Source organism: Nitratireductor basaltis (genome assembly GCF_000733725.1).
In the GTDB taxonomy this organism is placed as follows: domain Bacteria; phylum Pseudomonadota; class Alphaproteobacteria; order Rhizobiales; family Rhizobiaceae; genus Chelativorans; species Chelativorans basaltis.
In genome coordinates this window covers 2,059,726-2,073,932 of record NZ_JMQM01000001.1, presented here as the reverse complement: position 1 = coordinate 2,073,932, position 14,207 = coordinate 2,059,726, and the positions used below count along the sequence as shown (strand labels likewise).

Here is a 14,207-nt window from a genome sequence, read left to right as displayed (position 1 = left end):
TAAAGGCGCAGCAGGCTTGTTGAAAGGCAGCGTCTTGAGGGAGACGCTGCCTTTTTGCTGTCTCAGCCAAGCGCTTGCGGCTTCGGCCCTCCATAGGCCCAGTCGAGCAGTTGCACCGTATGAAGGATCGGCGTGTCCGTGCCGCCGGCGATCTGCGTGATACAGCCGATATTGCCGGTGGCGATGACATCGGGCTTCGTCGCCTCGATATTCTTCACCTTGCGCCGGCGCAGGCGCGCGGAAATCTCCGGCTGCATGATATTGTAGGTGCCCGCCGACCCGCAGCACAGATGCCCCTCGCGCGGCTCGGATACGGTAAAGCCTGCCTTGGTCAGAAGCGCCTTGGGCTGGCGGCGGATGCGCTGGCCGTGCTGCATGGAGCAGGCCGAGTGATATGTCACCTTCAGATCGCTCACATGCTCCGGCTCGGGAAGTTCGATCGTGTCGAGAAACTCGCTTACATCCTTTGCGAGAGCCGAGACACGCGCAGCCTTCGCCGCATAATCGGGATCAAGCCGCAGCATGTGACCGTAATCCTTGATGGTCGTGCCGCAACCCGACGTCGTGATGATGATGGCGTCGAGCCCGCCTTTCTCGATCTCACGCATCCAGGCATCGACATTGTTGCGTGCGAAGGCGAGGGCTTCTTCCTCACGTCCCATATGATGCACCAACGCGCCGCAGCAGCCTTCCCCGCGCGGCACAACCGTCTCATAGCCGAACCGCGTCAGAAGCCGGATTGTGGAGGCGTTGATCTCTGGATCAAGCACGGACTGCGCACAGCCGGAGAGAAGTGCCACGCGCCCGCGCTTTTCCCTTTGAGGTTCATGAGCGCCTTGTGCTGGCACACTTGATGCCGGGGGAACGCTATCAGGTGCAAGTGCCAGCATGGCCGCGAGCGGCTTGAGGCCCGGTATGGCACGAAAGACCGGGGCAAGGGGCTTGCCCAGTTTTGCAAGCTTCAAAGAGGCACGGAAACGGTCTGGATAGGGCAAAGTCTTAGCCAGAACGGTGCGGATCACCCGTTCATGCAGCGGGCGGCGATAGGTCTTCTCGATATGCACCCGCGCATGATCGACCAGGTGCATGTAATTCACGCCTGAAGGGCAGGTGGTCATGCAGGAAAGGCATGACAGGCACCGGTCGATATGCGTGACCACCTCAGGGTCGGCTGGCCGCCCGTTCTCCAGCATGTCCTTGATGAGATAGATACGCCCGCGCGGGCTATCCAGCTCGTTGCCAAGCTCCACATAGGTGGGGCAGGTGGCGGTGCAGAACCCGCAATGCACGCATTTACGCAGGATCTGCTCGGACTCGGCTGTGGCGGGATCGGCCAGCTGTTCGGCCGTGAAGGTGGTTTGCATGAAGTTTACAACATCCAGCTTTGCGGATTGGCGATGGGCTCGTTGTTGGAGACGGCTTTAAGGCCGATGACGATGCGGATGACGGCCCAGACGGCGACCGCGAACATCAACAGGAAGCCGATGCCGACCACCATGAGAATCATAGAAATGAAGCCGAAGAGGAGGCCGATCCAGAAGGTGCGGATCGCCCAGGTATAGTGACTTTCCACCCAGCCTTCCGCCTTGCCGCGGTTCATGTAGGCCAGGACGATGCCCACCAGGGCGGTGATGCCGATGACGAAGCTGGCGAGATAGAGAATATAGATGACCTGGATATTGGTCGGGCCGGGCTCCAGCCAGCGGTCGGTCTTGCGTTCCGGTGCGCGTTCAGGTGACGGATTGGGGTTGTTGATGTCGCTCATGATGGTCCTCCGGTGAGTGATGCATCGGCGACTTTAACACCCTCGGCGGTTGAGACCATCCTGCCGAAATTGAGGATGTTCTTCGGGTCGAATTGCTCTTTCAGGCGGGCAGAGAGAGCGGCGAGGGCGGGAGACTGTGGGTGGAAAACCGGCGTGGTAGTGCGCAACCTTTCCGACGCGCGTATCAGTGTCGCATGGCCGCCGCCCAAATGATCGATCAGCTTGCGCAATATCTCCTCCTCCGGATCGGCTTCCATGCGCATCCAGACGAGCCCGCCCTGCCAATCGTAATAGGCATTGGCTCCCGCAGCCCGGCGGAAAGCATCCACCAGCTGATGCCCGATGGTGGGCGCGACTGATACACGCCAGACGGGGGCTTCAGAGCCGTCGCAAAACGGTTTCACGTCGCGGATCTCGCGCCACAGCGTCCGGCTTTGTTCCGCGTCGAGAACCTCGGCTGCGCCCAATGGCTTCAACAGGCGCGCAAGCAGATCTATGCGGTAATCGACCGATGGCCCGAACCCTTCCACCCGCAGGACCGTGGCGGCACCCGACAGCGCGCCGCCGATGAAGCTGCCCTTCACCCCTTCCGGCAAATGTGCGGCGCCGGAGACCTCGCCGCTTGAACCCATGGCCTCTGCCATGGCTGTCGTGGCCGCGGCATCGTCGAGACCGGTCAGCAGCAGTGTCTTTTCTGTTTCCGTTGCCGGCAGAACCTTGAAGGTGACATCAGTCACGACGGCCAGTGTGCCCCAGGAGCCGGCAAGCCCCTTCGACAGATCATAGCCGGTAACATTCTTCACCACGCGCCCGCCCGACTTGAACGCCTCGCCACGTCCGGACACGGCGTGAATGCCGAGCACATGGTCACGCGCGGCCCCGGCTTTCAGGCGGCGCGGACCAGCGAGGTTCGTTGCCAGCAGGCCGCCAATCGTCCCGCTCCCAGCCTCACCGCCCAGAAGCGGACCGTAATCCATAGGCTCGAAATCCAGCCGCTGATTATGCTCGGCCAAAAGCGCCTCGATTTCCGCCACGGGCGTGCCGGCGCGCGCGGACAGAACCAGCTCTTCCGGCTCGTAAAGCGCGACGCCGGCAAGGCTGGACAGATCAAGCTGATGCGCGGCATCAACCGCATGGCCAATGGCACGTTTCGACCCATGACCCACGACCTCAAGCCGCGCCTCTTCGGCAAGCGCCCACTGAACGGTGGAGAGTACGTCGTCAGCAGTGGTTGGTGTAAATCGGGTCATGCAATCTCGCTTGCGTCGCGGGCGGGAAGGCCGAAGCTGTTGAGCTGTGCGACCGCTTTGCGGTCGAAGCTGATGAAGATATCGCCGCCCTGATCAATGCCGCTTCGTGCAATGGCGGCATCCGCGAAGTCACCACCGGCGTCGAGCAAGTGTATTCCGGCTTCGACGGCAGAGACATCGTGCACCACATTTGGCGGGTCAGTGACGGTGCGGACCGCTGTGGCGCATTCCTGGTTGCTGAAGCGGTAGATGCTGCGCAGCACCCAGACCATCTCGCACAGACTTGGCAATGTGATAACCACCCGCTCTGCGGTGGAAAGAAGGCGATAGGCCGTTTGCGCCTGAGCTTCATCATCCCGGGTCACAAGGCGAACCAGCAGGTTTGTATCAGCGGTAACCCTCACAGAAGCCCCGCCCAGCCCTTGGCGATGGCTTCATTCATTTCCTCGATCGTGGCGACCTTGTCCGTCTTGCCCGCGAGGCAGCCGAAAGCGTCTTCCCAGCTTCCTTTCCTCGCAGCTGCCTGTATCGTCAGCCGCCCATCGGGCAGGGCGCTGACTTCGATCTTCTGGCCGGGTTTCACGCCCAGATGCTGCAGAAGGTCTTTCTTCAGCGTCACCTGGCCCTTGGCTGTCACCGTCAATGTCGTCATCGCTCTGCGCCTTTCCGAAGTTCTGATATCAATGTAAGGCAGTTATGCCTTACCGCCAAATCAAAACCTCTCAAGTTCCGGAAACGGCACCTGGCCGCGATGGATATGCATGCGGCCGAGTTCGGCGCAGCGGTGAAGTTGCGGGAAGACCTTGCCGGGGTTCAGAAGGTGGTTCGGGTCAAAGGCACATTTCACGCGGATCTGCTGCTTGAGGTCGATCTCGTTGAACATTTCGGGCATGAGATCGCGCTTCTCCACGCCCACGCCATGCTCGCCGGTAAGCACGCCGCCCACCTTGACGCAAAGGCGCAGGATATCCGCGCCGAAATCCTCGGCGCGCTCCAGTTCGCCCGGCTTGTTGGCGTCATAGAGAATGAGCGGGTGAAGATTGCCGTCGCCCGCATGGAAGACATTGGCGACCCGCAACCCGTATTTTTCGGAAAGTTCGCGCATGCCTGCCAGGACACGTGGCAGCTCCTTGCGGGGAATTGTGCCGTCCATGCAGTAATAGTCCGGCGAGATGCGTCCGACGGCCGGGAAAGCGGCCTTGCGTCCCGCCCAGAAATTCGCGCGTTCCTCTTCAGAGTGTGAAACGCGGCTGGTGGTGGCACCATTGTTACGGGCAATTGCCTTGACCCGCTCGATGAGATGATCGACCTCGGCCATCGGCCCATCCAGCTCGACGATCAGAAGCGCCTCGACATCCAGCGGATAACCGGCCTGCACGAAGTCTTCCGCCGCGTGAATGGCGGGGCGATCCATCATCTCCATTCCGCCAGGAATGATGCCCGCACCGATGATGTCGGCCACGCATTGCCCGGCTTCTTCGCTCGATGGAAAACCTATCAGCATCGCACGTGCCGTCTCCGGCTTTTTCAGGACGCGCACGGTGACCGCCGTGACGACGCCGAGCAGGCCTTCGGAACCTGTCATCAGCCCCAGCATGTCATAGCCTTCGGCGTCCAGATGCTTGCCGCCAAGCCGGATGATGTCGCCATTCATCAGGACCATCTCGACGCCCAGCACATTGTTGGCCGTCAGCCCGTATTTGAGGCAGTGAACGCCACCGGAATTCTCCGCCACATTGCCGCCGATGGAGCAGGCGATCTGCGATGACGGGTCGGGCGCGTAATAGAAGCCGTCCTCCTCCACCGCATGGGTGATGCCCAGATTGGTCACGCCTGGCTGTGCGACCACAGCGCGGTTGGCAAGGTCGATATCGAGAATGCGGTTGAAGCGGCTCATGACCAGAAGCACAGCGTCTTCCAGCGGGAGTGCGCCGCCCGAAAGCGACGTGCCCGAACCGCGCGGCACTACGCGGATATTGCGCTCGTGACAATATTTCAGAATGCGGGAGACCTGCCGCGTGTTTTCCGGCAGCACCACCACGAGCGGCAGCTGGCGATAGGCCGTCAGCCCGTCGCTTTCGAAGGCACGCATCTCGTTAACCGTGTCGGCAACGCCTTCGCCCGGGCAGATCACGCGCATGTCGTGCACGATCTCCTCGCGGCGCTTCAACGTGGCGGCATCTGCTGCCGGCATGGTCAGGCTGGTCATTGCGGGGCTCCAATTGGTAAAATAAAGTTACCGGATAAGCGAGTGACTTTCAATACGCCTCTCATCTTAGCCGGATTATGCCTGACGTTGGCGTAATCGCGGCAAGTAATCTTGACCGGATGGTGCTCGCGGACCTAAGTTCGTGCACAAACAATCAGACGAAGCAGCCGTGACCACCATATTCACAGCCATAGAGCATTCCCGGACAGCCGACGAGGTTGCGCGCCAGATCGAGGCGCTCATCCTGGAAGGGGTTCTGCGCGACGGGGATCGGTTGCCGGGCGAGCGTGAACTGGCGGCGGATATGGAGGTGTCACGGCCCATTCTGCGCGATGCGCTGAAGGCTCTGGAAGCGCGCGGACTCCTCGCCACGCGCCCGGGAGGCGGCACATTCGTGGCGAATATCGTCGGTGAGGTCTTTGCCGACCCGATGCGCCAGCTCATCGCGACGCACCCGAAGGCCACCGCCGACTATCTGGAATATCGCCGCGAGGTTGAGGCAGTGGCGGCAGAGCTTGCCGCGCGCAGGGCAACACAGGCCGACAAGGCGCTTCTGGAAGACGTCATCCATCGCATGCACCACGCCCATGCGCAGGGCGGGTTCGCCGAGCAGGTGGAAATCGATGCCGAATTCCACAATGCGGTGGTGGAAGCCGCGCACAATTTCGTGCTGCTGCACACGATGCGCTCCTGCTACCGGCTTCTTGCGGAAGGCGTCTTCTACAACCGCTCAAAGGTCTTCGACCTGCCTGGCGCGCGCGACCGGCTCCTTGCCCAGCATGTCGCGATCTTCGAGGCCATCCGGGATGGCAAGCCGGAAGAGGCGCGCAAGGCGGCAATAGACCATATAGCTTTCGTCGAGCGCGCGAGCGCCGAAGCCGAGCGAACGGATGAATGGGAACGGGTTGCGGCCTTGCGGCTGCGCCAGCGCACGGAAAACAGTACACGCAATAACAAGCCAAAGCGGCCCGGCGCGGCCGAATAGCAAGCAGGATGATTTTGGACAGATATGACCGTAGATAACCCCCGCATAGGCCTTTTCGTCACCTGCCTTGTCGACCTGTTTCGCCCGACAGTCGGCTTTGCAGCGGTAAAGCTTCTGGAAGATGCCGGATGTGATGTGGATGTGCCCATGGCGCAGACCTGCTGCGGCCAGCCTGCATTCAATTCCGGAGATCGCGCGGATGCAGCGGCGATTGCCGAAAACACGATCAAGGCGTTCGAGGATTACGACTATGTCGTCGCGCCTTCGGGCTCCTGCGCGGGCATGCTCAAGAAGCATTACCCGGAGCTCTTGAAGGATACGCCCATGGCCGAACGCGCCGAGGCCTTTTCGGCCAAGGTGCACGAGCTGATGAGCTTCCTCGTCGATGTTCTGGGCGTCGAGACGGTGGATGCTTCCCATGCAGGCAGCGTGACCTATCACGATTCCTGCTCGGGCCTGCGCGAGCTGAAAATCCGCGAACAGCCGCGCAAGCTTCTGGATTCGGTGAAGGGGTTGAAGCTCAAGGAAATGCGCGACAGCGATGTGTGCTGCGGTTTCGGCGGCACTTTCTGCGTCAAATATCCCGACATCTCCAACAAGATCGTCTCGGAGAAGAGCGCCAACATCAAGGCTTCCGGAGCCGAGACCTTGCTGGCCGGTGATCTGGGTTGCCTGATGAACATGGCCGGAAAACTGCAACGTGAAGGCAGCGACATAAAGGTGAGGCACGTGGCCGAGGTGCTGGCCGGTATGGACGACAAGCCGGCCATTGGCGGGGGCAACAACTGATGGAAATCAAGTCACCGGAATTCAAGGAAAATGCCAGGGGCGCGCTGGCCGATGCGCAGTTGCAAAAGGCGCTTGGCAATGTGCGCGCGGGCTTCATCGACAAGCGCCTGAAGGCTATCGATGCCTTGCCGGAATTTGACGCGCTTCGCGATTCCGCGCGCGAGATCAAGGACCACACGCTGGCCCATCTCGATCTCTATCTCGAAGCCTATGAGAAGAAGGTGGAGGAAGTCGGCGGCAAGGTCCATTGGGCCGAAACCGCTGAGGACGCGCGCCAGGCGATCCTGAATATCTGCCGCAGCGTGAATGCCCGCACGGTCACCAAGGGCAAGTCGATGATCACCGAGGAAATCGGCCTGAACGATTTTTTCGAGGAGCAGGGCATCAGACCTGTCGAGACCGACCTCGGCGAATACATCATCCAGCTTCGCGGTGAGCGGCCAAGCCACATCATTGCGCCTGCGGTGCATCTGAACAAGGAGCAGGTGGAAGGTGACTTCCGCCGTGTGCACGATCACCTGCCGGTGGCACGTGATCTTTCGGAGCCTGAATCGCTATTGGCAGAAGCACGCCGGGTTCTGCGCTCGGAATATTTCGCTGCCGATGTGGGCATCACCGGCGCGAATTTCCTCGTTGCCGAGACCGGCACTTCGATCATCGTCACCAATGAGGGCAATGGCGATCTGACCCAGACCTTGCCCAAGGTGCATATCGTGGTGGCATCGATCGAGAAGGTCGTGCCGACGCTTGATGATGTGAGCCAGATCCTGCGCGTGCTTGCACGTTCCGCCACGGGTCAGGACATGAGCGTCTACACGACCCTTTCCACCGGCCCGCGCCGCGAGAGCGATCCGGACGGGCCGGAGGAATATCACGTCATCCTGCTCGACAATGGCCGCTCTTCCATGCTGGGCACCGAGTTTCAGGACATGTTGCGCTGCATCCGCTGCGGCGCCTGCATGAACCATTGCCCTGTCTATCACTCGGTTGGCGGCCATGCCTATGGCTGGGTCTATCCCGGCCCCATGGGTGCTGTGCTGACACCATCGCTGGTCGGTGTCGACAAGAGCGGGCATCTGCCAAATGCCTCGACCTTCTGCGGGCGCTGCGAGGAAGTCTGCCCCATGCGCATTCCGCTGCCACGCATGATGCGCCATTGGCGCGAGCGTGAGTTCTCGCGGCGGCTCAACCCGGCGACCCAGCGCTACGGCCTTAAAGGCTGGGCCTTTTTCGCCCGCCATCCCAAGCTCTACCGGCTAGGAGCATCCCTTGCCATTCCGGTGCTTTCACTGATGGGAGGCACGAAGCGGCGCTTCTCCTGGCTTCCTTTCGCCGGCGGCTGGACGCGCCATCGTGAGATGCCGGCACCCGAGAGCCGCACATTCATGCAGCAATGGCGCGACCGCGAAGCGGCTAAGCAGGGAGGTGCAGCATGAGCGGGCGCAACGCAATTCTGAACAAGCTTCGCACGCAGATTGGCGGCGGCGACAGTGGCGCGCGGCGTGCGGCGGTAGCTGCAAGACTGAGCCAGCATCCCGATGGCGTCATCCCCGCACGGGGCCACCTTCAGGGGCGCAAGCGCACCGAGCTCTTCTGCCAGATGGCGGAAAAGGTCTCCGCCTCCGTGCAGCGTGTGCGCCGACAGGAAAGCATTCCGCGGGCAGTGGCCGACTATCTGCGTTCCAAGAACCTCGCACCCAGCATCCGCATGGGCGCTGACAACCGGTTGGACAGGCTGCCATGGGACAAGGTCCGCGCCCTGGAAGTGAAGCGCGGGCCTGCCGATCCCGAAGACGAAGTGGGTGTCAGCCATGCCTTCGCGGGCATAGCGGAAACCGGCACGCTGATACTGCATTCCGGCTCCGACAACCCGACCACTGTCAATTTCCTGCCCGAGCACCATATCGTCATCGTGAAGGCGAGCGAGATCGCTCCCGATCTGGAGAGCACTTTCGCCAGCCTGCGTGAGAGATTTGGAGCAGGGGTGATGCCGCGTACCGTGAACATGATCACCGGCCCTTCGCGCTCGGGCGATATCGAGCAGAAGCTGCTGCTGGGTGCCCATGGCCCACGTGCGCTGCACATCATCGTGGTGGATGACATCTGAAGGCATATCATTCGAGGAGGCTGCAGCGCCTGAGGGGCTGCGCCTCTACGCCATTGGCGACATTCACGGCCGCTTTGACCTGATGGCCGAAATGCACGCACGTATCATGGATGAGATCCGGCGGGATCGCTCGGAAGACTGGCGTATCATCTATCTCGGCGATTATATCGACCGCGGCGGACAGGAAGCACAGGTTCTCGACTTCCTGGCGCAGATCACCAGTGAAGAGCCGCGCGTGCAGGCGCTGGCCGGCAATCACGACCAGGGTCTGCTGGAATTTCTGTCGGGAAACTCTCTCGACAATCTCTTCGTCAACAATGGCGGCGAGACCACGGCCGCCTCTTATGGTGTGGCTCTGTCAGCGGATGCGCCGCGCGAGGAGATGCAGCGCACGCGCCAGGCCTTGCTTGAAGCGATGCCCCAATCGCACATCGCCTTCATGCGCGCCCTCCCTTTAAGCTTCACCTATGGTGACTACTTTTTCTGCCATGCCGGCGTAAGACCGGGCGTCCCGCTCGAAGCGCAAGACCGCCACGACCTGTTATGGATCAGGCAGGAATTCCTGCGTCACCAAGGCTTGTTCGGGAAGGTCATCATCCACGGGCATACCCCGGTGAGACGCGCGGATGTCTGCCCCAATCGCGTCAATCTCGACACGGGCGCATGGAGAAGCGGGCTTTTGACCGCCATGATGTTGGAGGGAAAAAGAAAGCGCCTCCTGGAGGTGGCGCTGTCCTGAGCAGCCTTGAGTGCTGCGGCAACCGAGCGGCGGGCGAGGGAGGCCGCCTTCGCTCCTAGCGGCGGAAGCTTGAAATTCCGTAGCCGTCGGTGGTCTCGTAAACATCCGAAGCAGTGGCTGCATAGATGCCAGCACCGCTTGCGAACATGGCGGTCAGGAACATGGCGGAAATGATCGTGGCACGCATGAAGCTCATCTCGGTTTTCACTGTTTGATTTCAGAAGCTAATATTCGTTTGTTACGAAATTGTTCCGTCAGCAGGCTCAATTCACGTTATGGTTTAGTGAATCTTGCGGTGAAGCGCCAATAAGGCGAGTTTCTTCAAATGTGCAAGAGCCTTTAGACTTCATTAACAATGAATTTTTCGCCTGTGGCTTCGCCGCAACGCATTACTTCGGGGAACGAAACAGTGCCGCTGCAAAATCGTGCAGATCCCTATGGCGTCCTCCATGCTGTTGAAGCGCGTGGCATCTTCACCGGCAATCGCGGTGTCATTCATGATCCGTACACGCGGCGGCTGTTGAAGCGACGCTGGACCACGCAGGCCTGGATCATCTGCAGCTGCAGCTTCAGGAACCGCAGGCGCGACGTGATGGGCTTCAATGGGCGCAGCGGCAGGGCCGGGTGGACCGAGATTTTCTTCCTCGATGAGGTGAGCGCGCTGGCTGCCGGCCATCGACCCTGCTTCTATTGCAGGCGGGATGCAGCTTCATCCTTTGCCAGGGCATTCGCTGCCGGGCAGGGCGAAGAGCATATGTCGGCACCGAAGATGGACGGCATCCTCCACGTCAGCCGCTGCATTTCTGCCCCGAATGCAGAGCGCGCCGCTGTTTTGGCCGAAGATCTTCCGGACGGAGCCTTGGTCGAGTGGTCAGGCAGGCCTCACGCCAAGCGCGGAAGCCTGCTCCTAGGCTGGAGCTTCCAAGGCTATGGCGATCATGTCATGCTTTCGGATGTCGCAGACCCATTGCCTCTCATAACCCCGCCGGCAACTCTGCTGGCGCTGCGCGCAGGTTTCGCACCTGTCTGGCATCCGACAGCTCATACTTGACGCCCTGCCATGGCGGTATAAGCAGGCAGCATGCGAGCGAATTACAAGATGCAGCGTCTTTTTGTGGAATCGGATCTGGGCGAGGGCACTCGGATGCTGCTTGCGACCGACCAGGCGCATTATGTCGCCAATGTCCTGCGCATGCGCGAAGGCGGCGAGATCCTGCTGTTCAACGGCCGTGACGGCGAATGGCGTGGCCGCATCGAGGCGGTTGCGAAGAAGAAGGTCGAGATTGCGCTGGTCGAACAGACCCGCCCGCAGACGCCGCCGAGCGACCTTCTCTATTGCTTTGCGCCCATCAAGAAAGGGCGTTTGGACTATCTCGTGCAGAAGGCGGTGGAGATGGGGGCGGGCACGTTGCTGCCGGTCATCACCCAGCACACGCAGGTCCCGAAGCTTGGCATCGACCGTCTTCAGGCAAATGTGATCGAGGCTGCAGAGCAGTGCGGCATTCTCTCTGTTCCGCATGTTGAAGAACCCGTGAAGCTGGAGAAGATGCTGGAGAACTGGGACGAGAACCGCCAGCTCATTTTTTGCGACGAGGCCGCGCCCGACAACAACCCCATCACGGCGCTTGAACGCCTCAAAGGCAGGAAAACCGCGCTTCTTGTGGGGCCGGAGGGCGGTTTCTCCGAGAGCGAACGCAAGATGCTGCATGCGGCCGATCACGTCACGGCGATCCCCTTGGGGCCGCGCATCCTGCGGGCAGATACGGCTGCAGTGGCAGCACTTGCGCTGGTGCAGGCCGTCATCGGCGACTGGAATTCTTGAACCAAGGCTCAAAACTTTTTGCTTGATTGCGGCCCGGGCATTCGACATGCAGGCGCGAAGCCAGCGGGCTGGAGGTAGTTATTAATGGCGCGCGACACGACCGACGACCGGCAGATCGAAAATGTTGACCAGCTGGTCGCTTATCTCGCAGAGGGCTCGAAACCTCGCGACAAGTGGCGTATCGGCACCGAACACGAGAAGTTTCCCTTCTATATCGATGGCAGTCGTCCGGTCCCCTATGAGGGGTCCCGCGGGATCCGTGCCCTTCTGGAAGGCATGCAGAAGACGCTCGGCTGGAATCCGATCATGGATGACGGCCGCATCATCGGGCTTGTCGAGCCCACGGGCCAGGGCGCGATTTCGCTTGAGCCAGGCGGGCAGTTCGAACTTTCCGGCGCGCCACTGGAAACGATCCACCAGACCTGTCGCGAAGGCAATGTGCATCTCTCGCAGCTGCGCGAGATCGCCGAGCCGCTTGGCATCCGCTTCCTGGGTCTTGGCGGCAGCCCCAAATGGACGCTGGCCGAAACGCCGAAGATGCCCAAATCGCGCTACGACATCATGACCGCCTATATGCCGAAGGTCGGCACGAAGGGCCTCGACATGATGTATCGCACCTGCACCATCCAGGTGAATCTCGACTTCTCGTCCGAGGCCGACATGCGCCGCAAGATGCGTGTGGCGCAAAGGCTGCAACCGCTGTCGACAGCGCTATTCGCCAATTCGCCATTCACCGATGGCAAGGTCAATGGCATGAAATCCTGGCGTGGCGATATCTGGCGCGATACGGACAACCAGCGCTCCGGCCTGCTGCCCTTTGTATTCTCGGAGGATTTCGGCTTTGCCGACTATGTCGAGTGGGCGCTCGACGTGCCGATGTATTTCATCATCCGCGATGGACGCTACCACGACTGCACGCATGTCACCTTCCGCCAGTTCATGGACGGCGCTCTTCGCAACGAGGTAACCAATGGCGTGCCCACCATGGGCGATTGGGCCAATCACCTGTCCACGCTTTTCCCCGATGTGCGGCTGAAGCGCTTTATCGAGATGCGAGGTGCCGACGGCGGTCCCTGGCGGCGCATCTGTGCGCTGCCGGCTTTCTGGGTCGGATTGCTCTACGACGAGAACGCGCTAGCTGCCGCCGATGACCTGACTTCGGGATGGAGTTTCGAGGATGTTCAGGCCATGCGGGACGCAGTGCCCGAGCAGGCCTTGAAAACCCCGGTCGGCAATCACGAGATGCGAGATGTGGCGCGTGAGGTGCTGAAGATCGCGCGAGACGGGCTTAATGCCCGCGCATACCTCAACTCGGAAGGCTATGACGAGGCCGGTTTTCTCGATCCCTTGGACGAGGTCGTCGCCCGCGGAACCACCAGCGCGGAAGAGATGGTCAAGGCCTTTCACACGCGCTGGGGTGGCTCGATCGAGCCGATCTTCCTCGAGCAGGCCTATTGATGGTCGAGAGCCGCAGCGGTTAACCTCCCGTTAAGGCTTGCCTTGTGGAAGAATCTACAACTTCTGGGAACCGTCACAATTTCTCTTTAGGTTCGTCCGTCTAGGGGCGCGTGAAGGAGAATTACGTAATGTTGCCACTGTTTGACTTGCTGAAAAACGCGCAGAACGGTCACGCGCTTGATGAATTGTCCCGTCAGTTCAACCTGCCGCGCGACAAGACCGAGGAAGCGATGGAAGCGCTTCTTCCCGCTTTCAGCCAGGGGCTGAAGCGCAATGCATCAGACCCGGGCGGCATGGGCGGGTTTCTGGCGGCGCTCTCCAGTGGCAAGCACGCTCAATATTTCGAGGATGCAGGCTATGCGGCTTCGCCCGAGGGGCGCAGCGAGGGCAACGGCATTCTCGGCCACCTCTTTGGCTCCAAGGATGTCAGCCGCGCTGTTGCCGCGCAGGCTTCACAATTCACGGGAATTGACCAGACAACTCTCAAGCAGATGCTGCCAGCCCTTGCCTCCATGATCATGGGCGGGCTCTTCAAGCAGTCTGCGGGACAGGTGCCACAGGCACGCGCCTCGGGCAGCGGCGGAATGCTGGGCGAAATCATGAAGGAAGTGATGCGCCACCAGCAGTCGGGTAGCGCGCCATCCGGCAGCGCTTCGTCCAACCCCTTCGGGAAGATGCTGGAGGATCTGATCGGTGGTGCCGCAGGGCGCGCAGCACCCTCCGGCGGCGGCGACAACCCGCTTGGCCAGATGTTCGAGGATTTTTTGGGTGGTGGCCAAAAGAGCGATCAAAGTGCGACCAGGCAACAGGCGCCGCGCGGCAACAACCCGTTGGGCGACATCTTCAATGATTTCGTGCGCCAGGGGCAAAGCGGCCCCGCCACCGCCGAACCAGCAGCGCCGCAGCCATCTCAGCCACAGTCATCGGGAAATCCATGGGGCGATCTGTTCGGCGAGATGTTCGAGCCGGGCCGCAAGCCCAAAGGCGACACTTCCGGCGACTATGAGCGCGGTATGGAGAACATCTTCGAGCAGTTCAAGGAGGGCATGAACAGGCGCTGACGTCACTGGCGCAAGGCATTGG

At 61.0% G+C, this 14,207-nt stretch carries 16 protein-coding genes; 9 read left to right on the top strand and 7 right to left on the bottom strand.

What is annotated here, in order from left to right:
• Nucleotides 1–62: 62 nt before the first annotated feature.
• The 6 genes from glcF to EL18_RS09950 are packed head-to-tail and all read right to left on the bottom strand — an operon-like array spanning nt 63 to nt 5,224.
• Complete coding sequence (gene glcF / locus EL18_RS09975) at nt 63–1,364, bottom strand: glycolate oxidase subunit GlcF (RefSeq protein WP_036482444.1); 1,302 nt, start codon at nt 1,362–1,364, stop codon at nt 63–65.
• A 5-nt stretch (nt 1,365–1,369) separates the two neighbouring features.
• Nucleotides 1,370–1,765 carry a DUF4870 family protein gene (locus tag EL18_RS09970; RefSeq protein WP_036482442.1) on the bottom strand — a complete coding sequence of 132 codons (396 nt, stop codon included), beginning with the start codon at nt 1,763–1,765 and terminating at the stop codon, nt 1,370–1,372.
• Nucleotides 1,762–3,015, bottom strand: coding sequence for an FAD-binding protein (locus EL18_RS09965; protein WP_036482439.1), 1,254 nt, complete (start codon nt 3,013–3,015; stop codon nt 1,762–1,764). The genes EL18_RS09970 and EL18_RS09965 overlap by 4 nt, the downstream gene beginning before the upstream one ends.
• Complete coding sequence (locus EL18_RS09960) at nt 3,012–3,419, bottom strand: type II toxin-antitoxin system VapC family toxin (protein ID WP_036482436.1); 408 nt, start codon at nt 3,417–3,419, stop codon at nt 3,012–3,014. Before EL18_RS09960 ends, EL18_RS09965 begins: the two co-directional genes overlap by 4 nt.
• On the bottom strand, nt 3,416–3,667 hold the full coding sequence (locus tag EL18_RS09955; protein ID WP_036482433.1) for an AbrB/MazE/SpoVT family DNA-binding domain-containing protein: 252 nt from the start codon (nt 3,665–3,667) through the stop codon (nt 3,416–3,418). Before EL18_RS09955 ends, EL18_RS09960 begins: the two co-directional genes overlap by 4 nt.
• A gap of 60 nt (nt 3,668–3,727) precedes the next feature.
• Nucleotides 3,728–5,224, bottom strand: coding sequence for an FAD-linked oxidase C-terminal domain-containing protein (locus EL18_RS09950; RefSeq protein WP_036482430.1), 1,497 nt, complete (start codon nt 5,222–5,224; stop codon nt 3,728–3,730).
• A gap of 169 nt (nt 5,225–5,393) precedes the next feature.
• Between EL18_RS09950 and EL18_RS09945 the strand changes: the two genes are divergently transcribed.
• The 5 genes from EL18_RS09945 to EL18_RS09925 are packed head-to-tail and all read left to right on the top strand — an operon-like array spanning nt 5,394 to nt 9,844.
• Entirely contained in the window at nt 5,394–6,209 is an 816-nt protein-coding gene (locus tag EL18_RS09945; RefSeq protein WP_036482428.1) for a FadR/GntR family transcriptional regulator, read from the top strand.
• 24 nt (nt 6,210–6,233) lie between these two features.
• A complete protein-coding gene (locus EL18_RS09940; protein WP_036482425.1) occupies nt 6,234–6,998 on the top strand; it encodes a (Fe-S)-binding protein in 765 nt (254 codons plus the stop codon).
• A complete protein-coding gene (locus EL18_RS09935) occupies nt 6,998–8,434 on the top strand; it encodes a LutB/LldF family L-lactate oxidation iron-sulfur protein (RefSeq protein ID WP_036482422.1) in 1,437 nt (478 codons plus the stop codon). Before EL18_RS09940 ends, EL18_RS09935 begins: the two co-directional genes overlap by 1 nt.
• Nucleotides 8,431–9,105 carry a LutC/YkgG family protein gene (locus tag EL18_RS09930; RefSeq protein ID WP_036482420.1) on the top strand — a complete coding sequence of 225 codons (675 nt, stop codon included), beginning with the start codon at nt 8,431–8,433 and terminating at the stop codon, nt 9,103–9,105. Before EL18_RS09935 ends, EL18_RS09930 begins: the two co-directional genes overlap by 4 nt.
• Nucleotides 9,095–9,844, top strand: coding sequence for a metallophosphoesterase (locus EL18_RS09925; RefSeq protein WP_036482417.1), 750 nt, complete (start codon nt 9,095–9,097; stop codon nt 9,842–9,844). Before EL18_RS09930 ends, EL18_RS09925 begins: the two co-directional genes overlap by 11 nt.
• A 55-nt stretch (nt 9,845–9,899) precedes the next feature.
• Here EL18_RS09925 and EL18_RS17965 read toward each other — a convergent pair whose 3' ends face one another.
• Nucleotides 9,900–10,040, bottom strand: a complete 141-nt coding sequence (locus EL18_RS17965; protein WP_161781988.1) for a hypothetical protein — start codon at nt 10,038–10,040, stop codon at nt 9,900–9,902.
• 213 nt (nt 10,041–10,253) lie between these two features.
• On the opposite strand from EL18_RS17965, the gene EL18_RS09920 reads away from it, so the two are divergent.
• The 4 genes from EL18_RS09920 to EL18_RS09905 all read left to right on the top strand — a co-directional run bounded on the left by EL18_RS09920 (nt 10,254) and on the right by EL18_RS09905 (nt 14,185).
• Entirely contained in the window at nt 10,254–10,895 is a 642-nt protein-coding gene (locus EL18_RS09920; RefSeq protein ID WP_036484495.1) for a hypothetical protein, read from the top strand.
• Between the two features lie 30 nt (nt 10,896–10,925).
• Nucleotides 10,926–11,666 carry a 16S rRNA (uracil(1498)-N(3))-methyltransferase gene (locus EL18_RS09915; protein WP_036482414.1) on the top strand — a complete coding sequence of 247 codons (741 nt, stop codon included), beginning with the start codon at nt 10,926–10,928 and terminating at the stop codon, nt 11,664–11,666.
• 84 nt (nt 11,667–11,750) lie between these two features.
• The gene (locus EL18_RS09910; protein WP_036482412.1) at nt 11,751–13,124 is read left to right on the top strand and encodes a glutamate--cysteine ligase; all 1,374 of its coding nucleotides are present in this window, start codon (nt 11,751–11,753) and stop codon (nt 13,122–13,124) included.
• Between the two features lie 128 nt (nt 13,125–13,252).
• Nucleotides 13,253–14,185: a DUF937 domain-containing protein gene (locus tag EL18_RS09905; protein ID WP_036482410.1), complete on the top strand. Its 933-nt coding sequence runs from the start codon at nt 13,253–13,255 to the stop codon at nt 14,183–14,185.
• The last annotated feature ends 22 nt before the right edge of the window (nt 14,186–14,207 follow it).

Coding starts and splice junctions, on each gene's coding strand:
- glcF (WP_036482444.1), bottom strand. CDS start 1,364: ATGCAAACCACCTTCACGGCCGAACAGCTGGCCGATCCCGCCACAGCC.
- EL18_RS09970 (WP_036482442.1), bottom strand. CDS start 1,765: ATGAGCGACATCAACAACCCCAATCCGTCACCTGAACGCGCACCGGAA.
- EL18_RS09965 (WP_036482439.1), bottom strand. CDS start 3,015: ATGACCCGATTTACACCAACCACTGCTGACGACGTACTCTCCACCGTT.
- EL18_RS09955 (WP_036482433.1), bottom strand. CDS start 3,667: ATGACGACATTGACGGTGACAGCCAAGGGCCAGGTGACGCTGAAGAAA.
- EL18_RS09950 (WP_036482430.1), bottom strand. CDS start 5,224: ATGACCAGCCTGACCATGCCGGCAGCAGATGCCGCCACGTTGAAGCGC.
- EL18_RS09940 (WP_036482425.1), top strand. CDS start 6,234: ATGACCGTAGATAACCCCCGCATAGGCCTTTTCGTCACCTGCCTTGTC.
- EL18_RS09935 (WP_036482422.1), top strand. CDS start 6,998: ATGGAAATCAAGTCACCGGAATTCAAGGAAAATGCCAGGGGCGCGCTG.
- EL18_RS09930 (WP_036482420.1), top strand. CDS start 8,431: ATGAGCGGGCGCAACGCAATTCTGAACAAGCTTCGCACGCAGATTGGC.
- EL18_RS09925 (WP_036482417.1), top strand. CDS start 9,095: ATGACATCTGAAGGCATATCATTCGAGGAGGCTGCAGCGCCTGAGGGG.
- EL18_RS17965 (WP_161781988.1), bottom strand. CDS start 10,040: ATGAGCTTCATGCGTGCCACGATCATTTCCGCCATGTTCCTGACCGCC.
- EL18_RS09915 (WP_036482414.1), top strand. CDS start 10,926: ATGCGAGCGAATTACAAGATGCAGCGTCTTTTTGTGGAATCGGATCTG.
- EL18_RS09910 (WP_036482412.1), top strand. CDS start 11,751: ATGGCGCGCGACACGACCGACGACCGGCAGATCGAAAATGTTGACCAG.
- EL18_RS09905 (WP_036482410.1), top strand. CDS start 13,253: ATGTTGCCACTGTTTGACTTGCTGAAAAACGCGCAGAACGGTCACGCG.